General features: G+C 55.2%; 8 protein-coding genes and 2 tRNA genes. 9 read left to right on the forward strand and 1 reads right to left on the reverse strand.

The window, feature by feature from the left end; genetic code table 11:
* Positions 1 to 304: 304 nt before the first annotated feature.
* The 5 genes from OZX73_RS01420 to OZX73_RS01440 all read left to right on the forward strand — a co-directional run bounded on the left by OZX73_RS01420 (position 305) and on the right by OZX73_RS01440 (position 8,342).
* Complete coding sequence (locus tag OZX73_RS01420; protein WP_277149966.1) at positions 305 to 1,660, forward strand: extracellular solute-binding protein; 1,356 nt, start codon at positions 305 to 307, stop codon at positions 1,658 to 1,660.
* A gap of 264 nt (positions 1,661 to 1,924) precedes the next feature.
* Positions 1,925 to 2,932, forward strand: a complete 1,008-nt coding sequence (locus tag OZX73_RS01425) for a sugar ABC transporter permease (protein WP_277149968.1) — start codon at positions 1,925 to 1,927, stop codon at positions 2,930 to 2,932.
* Between the two features lies 1 nt (position 2,933).
* On the forward strand, positions 2,934 to 3,839 hold the full coding sequence (locus tag OZX73_RS01430; protein ID WP_277149970.1) for a carbohydrate ABC transporter permease: 906 nt from the start codon (positions 2,934 to 2,936) through the stop codon (positions 3,837 to 3,839).
* Between the two features lie 135 nt (positions 3,840 to 3,974).
* A complete protein-coding gene (locus OZX73_RS01435; protein ID WP_277149972.1) occupies positions 3,975 to 4,910 on the forward strand; it encodes a hypothetical protein in 936 nt (311 codons plus the stop codon).
* 24 nt (positions 4,911 to 4,934) lie between these two features.
* Positions 4,935 to 8,342 (forward strand): family 78 glycoside hydrolase catalytic domain, encoded by a 3,408-nt coding sequence (locus OZX73_RS01440; RefSeq protein WP_277149974.1) that lies wholly within the window; start codon positions 4,935 to 4,937, stop codon positions 8,340 to 8,342.
* Positions 8,343 to 8,461: 119 nt separating this feature from the next.
* On the opposite strand, the gene OZX73_RS01445 is transcribed toward OZX73_RS01440, so the two are convergent.
* On the reverse strand, positions 8,462 to 10,933 hold the full coding sequence (locus tag OZX73_RS01445) for an AAA family ATPase (protein ID WP_277149976.1): 2,472 nt from the start codon (positions 10,931 to 10,933) through the stop codon (positions 8,462 to 8,464).
* A gap of 199 nt (positions 10,934 to 11,132) precedes the next feature.
* Between OZX73_RS01445 and gltX the strand changes: the two genes are divergently transcribed.
* The 4 genes from gltX to OZX73_RS01465 all read left to right on the forward strand — a co-directional run bounded on the left by gltX (position 11,133) and on the right by OZX73_RS01465 (position 14,704).
* Positions 11,133 to 12,656, forward strand: a complete 1,524-nt coding sequence (gltX, locus tag OZX73_RS01450; RefSeq protein ID WP_277149978.1) for a glutamate--tRNA ligase — start codon at positions 11,133 to 11,135, stop codon at positions 12,654 to 12,656.
* A gap of 348 nt (positions 12,657 to 13,004) precedes the next feature.
* Positions 13,005 to 13,077, forward strand: a tRNA-Glu gene (locus tag OZX73_RS01455).
* 42 nt (positions 13,078 to 13,119) lie between these two features.
* Positions 13,120 to 13,191: transfer RNA gene (locus OZX73_RS01460), tRNA-Gln, on the forward strand.
* Between the two features lie 172 nt (positions 13,192 to 13,363).
* The gene (locus tag OZX73_RS01465) at positions 13,364 to 14,704 is read left to right on the forward strand and encodes a metallophosphoesterase (protein WP_277149980.1); all 1,341 of its coding nucleotides are present in this window, start codon (positions 13,364 to 13,366) and stop codon (positions 14,702 to 14,704) included.
* Positions 14,705 to 14,762 lie beyond the last annotated feature (58 nt).

Genomic DNA, 14,762 nt, shown 5'->3' on the forward strand with positions numbered 1-14,762 from the left:
CTCGTGCCCTCAAACGCGGATTTCGTAGCCATCCCATGTCTTCGAGCCTAGCAGTGCCCGGGGCGCGGCGACGCGGGAATACGTGACTCGCTGACAGCTGAAAAGGCGTCTATCGGCGGATTTCCGCGGCTTCGGCAATAAACACAAACGAATAGTTGTTCTATCAAATCTGACAAATAATGGCAACAAACGCTTTCCTTGTTGCCATTTGTGTACTCTGACAATCAAGGACGACGACGAGTCGGGGTTTGTGGCTCGTGGTCCTTGCAGAAAGGCGAGGAAGCCTCAAGGAAAGGATTCGATTATGAAACTCTCACGTCCAGTAGGCGCCATAGCGGCGGTCTCTGCACTCGCAATGCTTCTCGCGGGTTGCGGTGGCGGCGGCGACCAGAAGAGCGGCGCCTCTGATTCCAATACGTTTGACAAGAATGCGAAGACCGAGATCACCATGGGTGGTTGGTCGCTGAAGATGACCCCCGAGTTCCAGAAGCTCGTCGACGGTTTCGAAGCGGAGTATCCGAACGTCACCATCAAGCTCAAGGAATACAGCGCGGATGACTACGACAAGCAGCTCACCGCCGACATCTCCGCCGGCGCGCAGCCCGATGTGTTCCCGCTGAAGAACACCGTGAAATACAATACCTACGCCAAGTCGCAGGGCCTGGCCGACATCAGCGATATCGCCAAGAAGTTCGCCGACCACAAGGGCTTCGACGACTCGATGTACAAGACCAAGGACGGCAAGTACTTCGCCCTGCCGTACCGCGCCGACCACTGGGTCCTGTTCTATAACAAGGACATGTTCAAGAAGACCGGCGTGAAGGAGCCCGACGCCACTTGGACCTGGAACGACTACACCAAGGCCGGCGAGGAGCTCAAGAAGAAGCTGCCCGCCGCCGGTTACGACGCCAATTCCGTCTACCCGATGTACCAGCACAATTGGCAGTCCCTGACCCAGTCCTTCGCGCTCGCCCAGAACGGCCAGCCCGCGGAGAAGACCTACCTCAAGGGCAACTTCGGCTACATGAAGCCGTATTATGAGCGCGCTTTGAAGTGGCAGAACGACAAGCTGACGATTGACTACAACACCTCCTTCACCAACAAGGTGCAGTACCAGGCGCAGTTCGGCACGCAGAAGGCCGCCATGATGCCGATGGGCACTTGGTACGCCGCTTCGTTCCTGAGCCAGCAGAAGACCGGCGACTCCCAGAAGTTCGATTGGGGCATGGCCCCGATCCCGCAGAACCCGAGCAAGAAGGTTCCGGCCACCCCGGTCACCTTCGGCAGCCCGACCGGCCTGATGGTTTCGGCCAAGTCCAAGGGCCAGAAGGCCGCAGCCGCCAAGAAGTTCGTCGAATGGGCCGTTGGCGAGGGCGGTGCTGATGTGCTCGCCAAGCTCACCACCACCCCTGCCTATATCAACGACAAGATCACCAAGGACTTCTTCGCCGCCGATGGCATGGCCACCGACCAGGAATCCAAGGATGCTTGGGCGAAGTTCGACATGAAGCTCGAGGCTCCTGTCAGCGACGCCACCGATACGGTCCAGACCTTGCTCAAGACCATGAACTCCTCGATTCTCACCGGTACGTCGAAGACTGATGGCGCGATCAACCAGTGCCAGGACGATGTCAAGAACCAAGGTGTGCTTCAGCAGTGAGCGGGCATTCTGAAACCGTCTGATTGTCTGCGCGGCCGTTCGCAACGTAACGGCCGCGCGGATGGACGGCAGACCGGCAGTTCCATATCGGGTTTCCATATCGGGTTGGCAGGTTTGATTCCCGGGTAAGGGCTGGTCGGTCTTTTATCGCTAAACATATAATTGTTATGAATTAATAACAATTAACAAGACGCAGTAAGTCAATGTCGACGAAGTGGTTGACGGCTTGTGTGCATTGGCTGCATATTCAAGGAGGAGGCAGCGATGTCGGATTCTTCTAGTTCGGATATTGCCGAGGTGGGCGCCGATCTCGCCGCGGTGGGGGAGGCGGGTGCCGTCGAGGCGCACAACCAGCCGCCGGAACCGCAACGGCAAAAAGGCGGAAAGATGGACGCGAAGGCGATCTCGCATCGCAACCTTCGCAACGGCCTGATATTCATTTCGCCGAACTTCATCGGCTTCATCCTGTTGACGCTGGTTCCGGTGCTTTCATTGTTCTACATCGCGTTCACCAAGTGGTCGGCGTTCGGCATGCCGGTGTTCAACGGCCTGGTGAACTGGGTGCGCCTGGTCCATGACCGCATCTTCTGGCAGACCGTTTGGCACACGTTCTACTATTCGCTGGTTCACATCCCGCTGACGTTGGCAATCGCCTTCGGCCTGGCGGTCTTGCTGAACTCCAAGCTCAAAGGGCGCGGATTCTTCCGTACGGTCGCCTTCATGCCGTATGTCACCTCGATGGTGGCGGCGGCGCAGGTCTGGGCCATGCTCTTCGACCCGAAGTCCGGCCCGATCAACCAGTTCCTGAAGCTCTTCGTGGGCTCGGGCAACGTCCCTGGATGGCTTGGCTCGACCAAGTGGGCGATGCCCGCGGTCATCATCGTCGGCACCTGGCGCGAGGTCGGCTACTACATGATTCTTCTGCTGGCCGGTTTGCAGACGATTCCCAGTGAGTTGTACGAGGCGGCCGAGCTCGACGGCGCGAACGGCTGGAAGCGTTTCTGGCACGTCACGGTGCCGTGCATGCGCCCGACGCTGTTCTTTGTGATGGTCACCTTGACCATCGGCTCGTTCAAGATCTTGGACCTGACACTGATCATGACCGATGGCGGACCTGGCACGACCACAGAGGTGCTGGCCCAGTACATCTACTCGGTGGCGTTCGACAACGGCGATTACGGCTATGCGTCGGCGGTGTCTTTGGTGCTGTTGTTCATCTGCATGGTGGTCACGCTGATTCAGTTCTGGTACAACAATTCGAAGGAGAACTAATATGTCTACGCAAGCAGTGGCTCCTCAATTGGCTGAGGCTGGTGCCGTGGCACCCGAGATCCCCTTCAACAAGAAGCGCAAGTCCCCGTTGAAGATCATCGGCACGATCATCGGCTATCTCGCCATGATCTTGGTGGCGGCGTTCACTTTGCTGCCGTTCTTCTGGATGGTTCTTTCATCCCTGAAGCCGAACAACGAAGTCTATACGGTCCCGATCAAGTGGTTCCCGTCGGTATGGCAATGGCATAATTACGCGGCCATCTGGACCAAGTCCAACATGACCACGTGGATTTTGAACACCCTGTTCTTCGCGATTATCGTCACGGCCCTGCAGGTGTTCACCGGCTCGTTCGCCGCCTACGGCTTCTCGAAGATTCCGTTCCGTGGCCACAACGCCCTGTTCCTCGTCTACATCGCGACGATGGCCGTGCCGTGGCAGGCCTACATGATCCCGCAGTTCAAGATGATCGCCGCCGTCGGCCTTTCCGACACGCGATGGTCGATCATTCTGTTGCAGGCGTTCGGCGCGTTCGGCGTGTTCATGATGAAACAGTTCTACGACACGATACCCGAGGACTTGTCGGAAGCGGCGAGGCTCGACGGCCTGAGCGAGTTCGGCATCTACTGGAAGATTGTGCTTCCACTTTCCGGCCCGTCGATTGCTGCGTTGGCGATCATCACCTTCACCAACACGTGGAATGACTACATGGGCCCGTTGATCTACTTGCGTTCCGCGAACCTGTGGACCATCCAGATCGGCCTGAAGCAGTTCATCTCCCAGTACAACGCGGATTACGCGATGATCATGACCGGCTCCGTCATTTCGGTACTCCCCATCATCATCGTCTTCCTCATCGGCCAGAAGCAGTTCATCGAAGGCATCGCGACCTCCGGCATGAAGGGCTGATACCAAAGGTTTCCGTGAGAGGCGAGAATCCGATGTATGTTGCCTGCAGTGGTTCCATTGCACGCATGCGTCGGATTTTCGTTTCTCTTTTTCATTATTCACGGGCGAAGCCCCCGGACGGTAGACTCTACGGTGATGAGTTTGCACGTCGTGCGGGACGGGACGGAAGGGAAGTGCGTGATGGCGGGTTCGTCGAATGGCAAGAACCACAACCTCGGTGAGGCTTTTGGCCTGATAGCCAACAGCGTCTACGTCCTGCTGATGGCGGGGTGGTGCATTTTCGTCGGCATCATCCCCCTGATCGCCATCTGGGTGGTGGTGCAGAACCTCGACTATTACCCGGCGCTGACGCTGGCCTTGGTCCTGAGCTCGCCCGGCATCGCCGCCGGTTTCGCCCTGTTCCGCGACCAGCCGACACTGTTCGGGCGCGCGAGCAAGCGCCGGGTCCGCATGTTGAACGAAGGCTATCGGCCTCCCGACTGGATCGCCGGCCCATACGTCGCGCCCGATGATACCGCGGCCTGCATCCGTCCGTATTTCCGCGCCTTCATCCGTCTGCTTCCCCGCGCGATCGTGCAGGGGGCGATCTACGGGTTCTTCATCTTCACGTTCTCCTATTCGATGCAGATCATGGTCAAGCTCGGTTTCGGCGCCTTGATGGTGCCGGTGCTTTCCATCTGCATCATTTTCCTCATCCAGTCGCTGCTGGTCTCATTGGTCTTGGTTGTGGAATATCCACATGCGAAATGGTATGCGGTCATCAAAAACGGCGTGCTACTTTCGGCCCGGAGGATCTATATGATTGTGATCAGCGGTATCGCCGTGTTCGGCTATTTCTGGGGGATGGCGAGTTCACCGATCATCACCGGCCTGCTGTTCACCGGCATCATCTGGTTTATCGTCTGGGCTTCGGCGCGATGGCAGGCCGATGTGCTTTTCGAGGCGATGGCGCGTGAAAGCGGCGACAAGAAACTCATCGAGCTCTACACCGGCGATAGCGAGAAACCTGCGGGTGGCTCCGGCGGCGGCATGTCTGGCCTCTTCTCGTCGATGAGCGATTACCGGCAATGACCGGACGGTTTGCACTATGGTGCGTTGCGCTCTTTATTATTATGGTGCGCTCGGATCGTTCGGATTACACAAGGCAGTGTGATTTTTGTGATACAAATATTGATTGACGACCGGGTTAATCCCGTCGATTTGACTTGCGATTCCGTTCCTGTGCTGCGATGGCGGGAAAGTGGGGACGGACTTGGAGCTGGCGATGTTGCGGCCTATCAAGTGGTGGTTTCAAGCAACCCGGACAAGGCTGTAGCGGGCATTGGTGATATTTGGGATAGTGACAAGGTGCTCGGCGACGGTTTCGAAGGCGTCGCATTGGATGAAGTGCCGCTTGAACCGGGGCGGAGATATTGGGCATCGGTTCGTTTGTGGCATAGCACCACAGAATCTGCGGAAACCGGCACGTCGGGCAAATCGCAGAACGTTGAGACCAGAACGGTTTCTGGCACTGCGCCATCTGAACCGGATACCACAGCCCATGATGGCAGAGGCAGTGTAGGTGAAGAAACTGCCGGTAAATTCGACACTACTGATGACAACGAATCCGGATGGGCCGCCCCCGTTACTTTCGGATTCTGGCCGGCAGGGCAATGGCAGGCAATGCCAATTTGGGCTGACACGTCGGCTATTCCCGAAAACGCAGGCGACTCACGCGGATGGGCTTTTCTGCGTGACGAAATCACCCTGCCTAATAAACCCATATTGTGTGCGAGTTTATATGCGACGGGATCTTCCACGCGCCCGGCCCGGCAGTTCGTCTATCGGCTATGGGCCAACGGATCGTTCGTCGGTTGCGGGCCGGTCTTCCCCATTGGCGACGAGGCGCGGGTCGACGGTTATGATGTGACGTCCCTGCTGCATTCCGGTGGCAATGCCCTCGCCATTCTTGCGTATACGCTCAAGGACCAGTGTTTCGCCGCCCAACTCGATGTCGAATTCAGCGATGGCGAGGTACGTCATTATGCCACTGATTCCAGCTGGAAAGCCATGCCCGGTAATCGTGTCTATCCGGACAGCGCTTCGATAGGCACGCAGTATTTCGAGGCGCCGGCCGAAAACATTGATTCGCAATATTATCCATTCGGTTTTGCCGATTCTGGTTTTGATGACTCCTCATGGCCCGATGCCATCGAAAAGCCTCATTTCCCAAGACTTGAGCCGACACCGACCGACAAGCTGTGGCTTCGCCATCGTCGTCCGGTCGCTGTCTCGGTCTTGCCGGATGGGGGAGTGGTGCTTGATTTCGGCACCGTCCAAATCGGCGGTGTCCGGGTGCGATCGCGTTGTCCGCAACCGCTGGAATTAGACATCCGATATGGCGAGGTATGTAACGACGACGGAAGGGTAAAATATCATCTCAACACTTCCAACATCTACGAGGATTGTTGGCGTCTCAAAAGAGACGATGAGGGCAATGAAAGCCGAGACGGAGCCGGCGATGCGCTCGAGACGTGGGGGATGCGTGTGTTCCGCTATGTCGAGCTCCATGCCAGTAGTGGCGCTGGAACCAATGACCACGATTCTTGCGGGAGGGCTGATCCCACTGAACGGAATAGCCAAGTCCCTGGGCGAGACGGCGCAGACGGGTCTGAATCTCAAGGTATGAATGCCTTCGTTGTGGATGTGGCTGAACTATTCGATTCAGGGCAACTCAATATCGAGGCTTCCGCGTTGGTCTATCCGAAGACGACGAATGACGCGGATTTTCATTCCTCGGACACGATGCTGAATGATGTCTGGTCGCTTTGCGCCCGCACCATCGATGCCTGCAATGACAATATCTACGCCGATTCCTGGACCCGTGAACGCGCCCCTTACGAGGCGGACGCGTGGATCCAGCAGCGATGCCACCTCGCGCTCGACGACGCCCCCTCCCTGGCCCGCTACACCATCGATTACCTCATCGCCAACCGCACCTGGCCCACCGAATGGCCGATGTACCTGATTCTGGCGGTGCACGATTGGTGGATGCACACGGGCGAGGACTCGCAGGTCCGCGCCCAGTATGAGCGCCTTAAAACCCTGTTGCCGCAACGCTTTTGGAACGAACGATTCGGCCTCATCGTCAAGGACCCTGGCGAGGCGAGCCATACTGACGGCGACCTGGTCGACTGGCCGCAAAGCGAACGCGACGGTTTCGTCTTCGGCCGCGTGAATACCGTCATCAACGCGTTGGCCTCGCAGGCGTATGCGGATATGGCGGACTTGGCATACCTCGTCGGCGAGGATGACGATGCCGAATTATTCGACACCCGTTCAAAACGTATCCGTAAGGCAATCAATACTTGGCTTTATGACGAAATACAGGGCGCATATTGCGACGGTCTTATCGATGTCCCTCAATTGGCAAGTGATAAATCAGCAGTTTCGCATTGTCTGAAGTCGGAAAATTCTTTGTCAAACGTCTCTCAACAAATTGGCGATGAAAACACAGCAGAAAATCGACAACGGAACTCTGCCGATTCGGCCATTACCGAAACTTGTAATGATGCTGAACTCGCTCAATCAATCGCGGCCTTACGCATCAATCATTATTCATTGCACGCTTCGGCCTTCGCGCTCGCATTCGGGCAGGTGCCGGAAGAGAGACTGCCGAAAGTCGCCGATTACCTGCGCTCCCGAGGCATGGTTTGCAGCGTCTATGCGGCCGCGGTGTATCTTGATGGACTGTATCGTGCCGGTTATGGAGCCGATGCCAATGCGCTGATCGCCGCACCAGAAGGCCAGCGAAGCTGGAGCAACATGCTTCACGCCCAAGGCGGCGGCACCATGGAAGCTTGGGACCCGGGCCTCAAGCCGAACCTCACCTACTCCCATCCTTGGGCCGCGTCTCCCGCCTATCTTCTGCCGGAGGGCTTGCTCGGCATCCGCCCGATCGAACCCGGCTACCGCACGTTCCTGGTCATGCCGCAGCTTGGCGACATCGGCGAGGCTGAGGTAAAAGTCCCCGTTCGCACTGGTTCCATAGCCGTCCGTTGCCAAAAAGTAGGCAGTGGCATGATTTCGACGGTGATGGATTCGGCGGATTTCTCCTCGGACAATGCGGACATCCCGACATTCCCGCTTGATCCGGCAAATTCGTCTGTGAAAAGCGGCATTGTGGATTTTGGTCTTGCCAAGCAGGGATTGCATTCCATGGCAGATTCGTCGGCGAAAAATGGTGTTGCGGATTCTGCCAAACCTTCTCGGCGAGAGAATGCATCCGATGGATGTGTGCAGCTCGATATTGATGTGCCGCCAAATTGCAGTGCGCTGGTGGTGTTGCCGCCGCTCGCCGACGGCTCGATGGGCATGGTGCTGGTCGACCGCGAGCCTTGCGGTGCTGGGCAAATCACCGAGTCCAGATATATCGCCGGCGTTCGTTGCCCGCCCAATTCATGGTTGCTGCCTCCGCTCGAATCAGGCCATCATGTCGTCAGAATTGTTGCTCTACCTGACTGATTGCCGATGGAATGTTAAATAGTGCAACATCGTTGAAAAAGCTAATGTTGGATTATCGATAGTTCTAATGTCGTATTGTCGCAACTAATGATTTCTGATTAAGTGATGAAAGCAAAGCATTAACGGCTAAGTGCATCGAGTTGTTCCAATAACGTATCGCACATTTTCCTTATATCGCCAATTAAAGTGATTAAACGAAGTAAGGCTGTTGACAAAGGCTGTAGTGGGTGGAATATATTACCGAGCATGGGAATCATAGAAACCATTTGCTGGGTCTCTTCAGGAAGAGTTGTTCCCTGTTTGATTTCGTCCAAAGCGTCGGTTAGTGAAGCGATTCGCGTTGAACGAATTTCGCCTGCGGGCATTGTCGCTATGAATTGGCAACTATTTGCAAGTGTGCGATAGATCTTGTTCCAAGATGCATTGATATCACTTATCAAAGTTTCCAGATTGGAGACATCATCGCGAACAGCAAGAGCGATGTCGCCACACCAGATTTGCATTTGAGCCGGCGTTGCGTCGGAAGGGAACGGTTGTTGATTGATATGTTGGGAGAGTGAAGCGAAAACGGTTTCAGTTCTGGTTCCGTAATCCGTAAATTTCGGAAGCTCTTCGCTGGCTTCCTGAAATAAGGTGATTAAATCCGGTTCCTCTGGTGAAGTAACGGTATCGGCTTTCTTTTTGCGAACATTGTCATGGATTGTGGGGCTGGCTTGTTGAGACCGGTTATTCTGTTTTTGAATAACGGTCTGCAGTTTGCTGGCGAGTGTTCTGGTTAATTTGTTGTACTCAACTGTTTGAGGTAAAAGATCTGGAAGCTGTTCAATGGAAAGCCATTGGTATTGATCGACGATTTGGGAGATAGGATTTTCGTTATCTCGGAGGTTGTCGTAATTCTGAAGTTTGAGCGTTAGTATTTTATTGTCGGTTTTCGCATTAACTCGTGAGTTAAATGCAATAAGTTCACTTCTGCAGTTAGTACTATTCAAGTAATTCGGTGAAATGATTGGGATTATGATATTGGCTATTCCTATATTGCTGTCAATGGCTTTTTTCCAGTCGTCTCCCCAATCGATGCTGTTGGCATCGGTGAAAAGGTTAAGCGTATGCCCACTGATGTACTCGTAAGCTGTGACCAAATCGTCTGCAAGACTGAGAATTTTGCCATTAAGGAAAGAATTGTCCTTATGACTGTAACTCAAGAAAATATTGGCATCCACTGGAGCGCTAGATACGGATGGGCTCATCTTGGTTTTGGTTTTGATGGGAGCAGTCCGCGTATTAAGGCTTGATAGTGTTTCTATCAAAGGATTGCCTGTTTTTGATTCGTTGAGGAATCCGTCACTGTTCCATAATGCGGAAATGGGTATGGCCCAATACTTCTGTGAACGTTTAATTACCTTTTTGCCGGTATACAGCACAAAGCCTCGTTTAAAACGTGAATCGCTTTTTTCCAGTTGTACCAAGCCGGCAAAATCGTCACGTTGAACAGTAGAGTTTGCCTTCACTTCAATCCCGATCAATTCGTTTCCGCTTACCAGAACGAGATCAACTTCTTTCGGATGTTGGCCAGTTTCTCGCCAATAGAAAACCTCCGGCATATGTGTCGACCACTGGATTTCGGGAATAATCTGGTTGGTAACAAACGCTTCGAGCACTTCACCGAACAGCACGCGATCTTTTGTGAAGTCCTTTCCTGCTCTGGTCAGTGCATTCACGCTAAAAGAGGTGTCAACTGGATGAATCTTGACTCGCGAAAATGTTTGTTTGTTGGCAGCTAAGCGAAGGTTTGGCAGTGCGGATACTAAAAAGCGATTTTCGAATATGCTTAAGTATCTGGTTACCGTTCGGTGATCTATTTTTAATTGTTCTGCCAATTTCTGTTGATTGAGGATTCCTCCTGGGGTAGTAAGTAATTCCTGGAGCATAGATAAAGCGCAGACTGTGTCGAATCGGTCGTCATTAATGGTAGTGTCGCCGATTACGTTTGCGAGATCTTCTCGAACGGATTGCTTCCTTTCCATTTCAGTCATTAATGATGAATTGAGAAGATAGGTGGGAAAGCCTCCCACGGTGATATAGCGTTGTAATTCAGTGTCGGTTGTGTTCCCGTTATATTCTTCATTAGGTGTCTCATCCCAGAGTAAATCGACGATGCTTTTTTGGGTGTTTTTCAAATATTCGCGGCGCGTAAATGGATAAAGCCGAAATCGGCGAGATCTACGAGTCAGGGGATCCTGTCCGTCCAAACCATTACGAGTGATAGCGGCGGAGCCCGTGAGAATGAACTGGGGAATTTCTGTATCTTTTTTGTCAACGATATTTTTTATTGCCATGGGCAGTTTATTTATTCGCTGAGCTTCGTCGATGATGGCATATTCCGGAAGGGACTTTACCCATCCATCTATGTTGTGTGTGGCTTCTTCATATGTAGCGTTATCGGACAGTGAATAATAATGGTAGACATTATCTGCCAGCTCAGTTTGTGCCGTTAAAGATTTTCCTACGGCTCTGGCGCCTTCTAATATAGCGACTTTTTGGTGCGTGCTCTTTACGACGTCTGCCAAAGGGCGATGAATGTATTGACTCATAGAAAAAGTATACATCCAAAATAAAAAGTTGGCATTCAATGTAAGAAAAAGTATACATTCAATACTAACTTTTAAAACGGAATGTATATTAATTATGTTTCTTGAAATACTGTAGAGATTCGGATTTTTGCAGATGCGGCAAAACTGGAGTTCTTCTCGATTTTATATTCCCGTCAATCACGCGCGGCATAATGGGAATATGACTGAAAATTCAACTGATTCACGACCTGAACTGCCCAAAGATGTCCGTGTTCGCTTCTGCCCGTCGCCCACGGGCACGCCGCATGTCGGCATGGTGCGCACCGCCCTGTTCAACTGGGCCGAGGCGCGGCATACGCACGGCACCTTCGTCTTCCGCATCGAGGACACCGACAACGAGCGCGATTCCGAGGAAAGCTACAACCAGATCATCGACGCCCTGAACTGGCTTCATATCGACTGGGACGAGGGCATCAACGTCGGCGGACCCGACGGCCCGTACCGCCAGTCCGAGCGCGGCGACATCTATCGCGACGTGGCCAAGAAGCTGCTCGACGCCGGCTATGCCTACGAGTCCTATTCCACCGCCGAGGAGATCGAGGCGCGCAACGTCGCCGCTGGCCGTCCGAAGGCGTTCGGTTACGACGGCTACGACCGCAACCTGAGTGACGAGCAGAAGGCCGAATTCAAAGCCGAGGGTCGCAAGCCTGCGCTGCGTATCAAGATGCCTGACGAGGATATCGCCTTCGACGATCTCATCCGCGGCCATATCGAGTTCAAGGCCGGCAGCGTCCCCGACTACGTCATCGTGCGCCCGAACGGCGACCCGCTCTACACGCTCACCAACCCGGTCGATGACGCGCTCATGCGCATCAACGTCGTGCTGCGCGGTGAGGACCTGCTGAGCTCCACGCCTCGTCAGGTTGTGCTTTACCGCTATCTCATCAAGCTCAGCATCGCCAAGGAAATGCCGCTGTTCGGCCACATGCCCTACGTCATGGGCAAGGGCAAGAAGAAGCTCTCCAAGCGCGACCCGGAGTCCAACCTTTTCCTGCACCGCGAACACGGCTTCATTCCTGAAGGCCTGCTCAACTATCTCGCGTTGCTTGGCTGGTCGATCGCGCCCGACCGCGACGTTTTCAGCATGGATGAGATGGTCGAAAAATTCGACATCCGCGACGTCAAGGCCAACCCGGCCCACTTCGACATCGACAAGGCCATCTCCATCAACGCCGAGCACATCCGTATGCTTGAGCCGCAGGACTTCCTCAATCGTTCCGTGCCGTACCTGCATCGTGACGGCGTGGTTTCCGCGGTTTCGTGGGACAAGCTCACCGACCGCGAACGCCGGATCTTGACCGCTTCCGCGCCGCTGGTCCAGCCTCGTGTGCGCTTGCTGGGCGAGGTCGCCGGCATGGCCGGAAGCCTGTTGAGCGAGGACGAATACATCAAGCCCGAGGACGACGCCCGCAAGACGCTCAAGGACTCCGCCGCCGAAGTGCTGGACAAGGCCATCGCGGCGCTCGCTGAGGTTGACGAAGCCGATTGGAAGACGGACAACCTCCACGAAACGCTCAACAAGGCGCTGGTCGAGGACGGCGGTTTCAAGCCACGTCTGGCGTTCGGCCCGGTGCGCGTGGCCATGTCCGGCCGCCGCGTCTCCCCGCCGCTTTTCGAGTCCATGGAAATCGTCGGCAAGCCGCTAACCCTCGCCCGCTTGAAGGGCCTCAAACAGCACCTGTGATGTGACTGCGCTGAAGGCTGCACACTAATCTTCGATTTGCGCCATAAATAAGCCACTGCCATCTTCAAGCGGCTTATTTATGGCGCGAAATAATAATTCCGACATAATTGGGCCGTTGCGGGGTTGTGAGTGGCTTGAATATGGCGCAGTTTTTCGGTTTCGACATATTTGGGCCGTTGAGTGGCTGTGAGTGGCTTGTTTATAGCACCATTCGTGAGAAAGATTAGGCCGGATAGCAGGCCAAAAAGGCAGGCGCGGGATATGCTGAGAGCAACACGCCGGGTTGCGCTTATTCGCGCTTTCCTATAAACTATTAGTTTGTTGCCTTGGGAAGGCAGCAAAAAGTTAGCCTCCATCGTCTAGCGGTCTAGGACTACGCCCTCTCACGGCGCCAACACCGGTTCAAATCCGGTTGGAGGTACGAAGTGCTATAGTTGCTTTTCGGCTACGGCACCAAGCCAATTGGGGTATGGTGTAATTGGCAACACGGCTGATTCTGGTTCAGTTGTTCTTGGTTCGAGTCCAGGTACCCCAGCAAAGATGCAGAAAGCCTCGCAGCTTAGGTTGCGGGGCTTTTTCGTTGTCTGATTCGGTTGCGATGTAATGCATGTCGCGCGTAGGCGCGTTGCCGGAAGGTGACGAGACCGCCGTGCTGATGTATGGTGATGAAAGGTAACAGGTGCTAGCGCCAAGGAAAAGGTTGAGCGATGACTGAACTTACGCGTGCGGCCAAGGATTCCGCGGATTTCGAGTCCAAGCCGCGCATCCAGCCGGTCCATCCGGGCGACACCCGTCCGGTGTCCGTCTCGACGCGCCTCGGGCGCTTGCAGTTCCACGATTCTGGCAAGTTCCGCGTGCTCGTTCTGGCCGATATCCAGGACGGCCCCAAGGTTAACAAGGACACCATCAGGCTCATCGAGGCCGCGTTGGACAGCTCGCGTCCCGATATCGTCATTTTCCCTGGCAATCAGATCGCCGGTTACGACAAGGCTTTCGCCAAGACCTTCCGCAAACGCACGTGGACGCCGCAGAAATGGTCGATGGGTGCGGCGGCCACCAACCAGCGTGACGCCGAACTTGAGCATACGCGCGAACTCGTCCGGCAGGAGATCTCGCAGTTCGTCTCCCCGCTGATCGAGCGCCACATTCCGTGGGCCGTGACCTATGGCAACCATGACTTCCAGTGCGGGCTTTCCACCGCCGAACTCGATGAGATCTACCGCGAATTCCCGGGATGCCTGAACCCCGAGCCAAGTGTCAAGCGTTCCGACCGGCCGCGCAAGCAGCCTGGCAGCGGTCTGCCCGACCAATACATTTACCCTTGCGAGCCGGGCACGTTCGCGCTGCCGGTCAGCGAGGACCACAAAAGCGGCAACGTGCTGGGGCTGGTGGTCTTCAATTCCGGTGATTACGGCAAGCTCGGCGGCTATGGCGCCCCCAGCCAGCGCGCGCTCGATTTCCTGAAGGTCGCGCCGGGGCTGATTGGCGCCAAATCGATGGTTTTCCAACATATTCCAGTGCCGCAGTATTACGATTTGCTCAAAGAGGTGCCGCCTACCGCCGCGCACGCGATCGAAGGCTATCGCACCTTCGCCGGCCACAACTACGTCATCGATGAGTCCAAGACATTGCCCGGAAGCTTCTTGGGAGAGGGTATCAGCTGCCCCGACACCGACACCGGCGAATTCGGCATCCTGAAGTCGACCGATGGCTATTTCGCGTTGCTCGCCGGCCATGACCATCGCAACCGTTTCGTCGGCACCACCGACGGCCTGACGCTGTTCGCCACGCCGACCTGCGGCTTCGGCTCCTACGGACCGGCTCCGGCCCAGCGCGCCGCGAGGCTTCTGGAATTCGACATCCGTCACCCCTACGAGCCGCGCACCCAGCTCTTGGAGTTCGGCGATCTGGTCGGCAAGTCAAGCTCCAACAAGGCCTACACCTACGCGCTCAATGGCACCCCCGACGCCGCAAAGGAAGGCACGAACCTCCTTCGTCGTCCGCGCCTCTTGGCTCAGATTCTGCGCAAGATGCATCTGAAGAAGTGAGCGGCTGCGAAGCCTTGTTTTCGTTGCTAATCAGAGCTTTTCGAGGGGATACCGGCCA

It is taken from the genome of Bifidobacterium sp. ESL0775 (genome assembly GCF_029395475.1).
Classification (GTDB): Bacteria; Actinomycetota; Actinomycetes; order Actinomycetales; family Bifidobacteriaceae; genus Bifidobacterium.

What these genes read in the sequence shown, in the direction of transcription:
- OZX73_RS01430 (WP_277149970.1), top strand. Translation starts at nt 2,934, where the DNA reads ATGTCTACGCAAGCAGTGGCTCCTCAATTGGCTGAGGCTGGTGCCGTG.
- OZX73_RS01420 (WP_277149966.1), top strand. Translation starts at nt 305, where the DNA reads ATGAAACTCTCACGTCCAGTAGGCGCCATAGCGGCGGTCTCTGCACTC.
- OZX73_RS01435 (WP_277149972.1), top strand. Translation starts at nt 3,975, where the DNA reads ATGAGTTTGCACGTCGTGCGGGACGGGACGGAAGGGAAGTGCGTGATG.
- OZX73_RS01445 (WP_277149976.1), bottom strand. Translation starts at nt 10,933, where the DNA reads ATGAGTCAATACATTCATCGCCCTTTGGCAGACGTCGTAAAGAGCACG.
- gltX (WP_277149978.1), top strand. Translation starts at nt 11,133, where the DNA reads ATGACTGAAAATTCAACTGATTCACGACCTGAACTGCCCAAAGATGTC.
- OZX73_RS01425 (WP_277149968.1), top strand. Translation starts at nt 1,925, where the DNA reads ATGTCGGATTCTTCTAGTTCGGATATTGCCGAGGTGGGCGCCGATCTC.
- OZX73_RS01465 (WP_277149980.1), top strand. Translation starts at nt 13,364, where the DNA reads ATGACTGAACTTACGCGTGCGGCCAAGGATTCCGCGGATTTCGAGTCC.